The organism is Colwellia sp. BRX8-7 (assembly GCF_014077275.1).
In the GTDB taxonomy this organism is placed as follows: domain Bacteria; phylum Pseudomonadota; class Gammaproteobacteria; order Enterobacterales; family Alteromonadaceae; genus Colwellia_A.
The window spans coordinates 1-238 of the sequence record NZ_JACGVP010000143.1; the positions used below are offsets into that span (position 1 = coordinate 1).

Annotated in this window: 1 pseudogene; it reads right to left on the reverse strand. The window is 42.0% G+C overall.

What is annotated here, in order from left to right:
* Positions 1 to 238 (reverse strand): annotated as a pseudogene (locus H4J57_RS20425) (transposase); the annotation flags it as partial.

Below are 238 nucleotides of genomic sequence, written 5' to 3' on the forward strand. Positions count from 1 at the left end.
TTCCCAAAAGTGCCCTGTGCATTTATCTTCTTTATTGGCTTGTCGAGCAATAGGCTCGTTTAATGCCCGCATAAACCAACTGATATCGATTAAACGCTGTTTATAGACCTGTGCTGTTTCTTCAACCATTTCCATTTCGAATGGAGTTAATGTAGCTAATGATTGCTCCTGTTGATATTGACGGGTCAACAGGGTGCCTTTAAACAACTTATGCCAACAGGACAGTACCTCTAGCGTC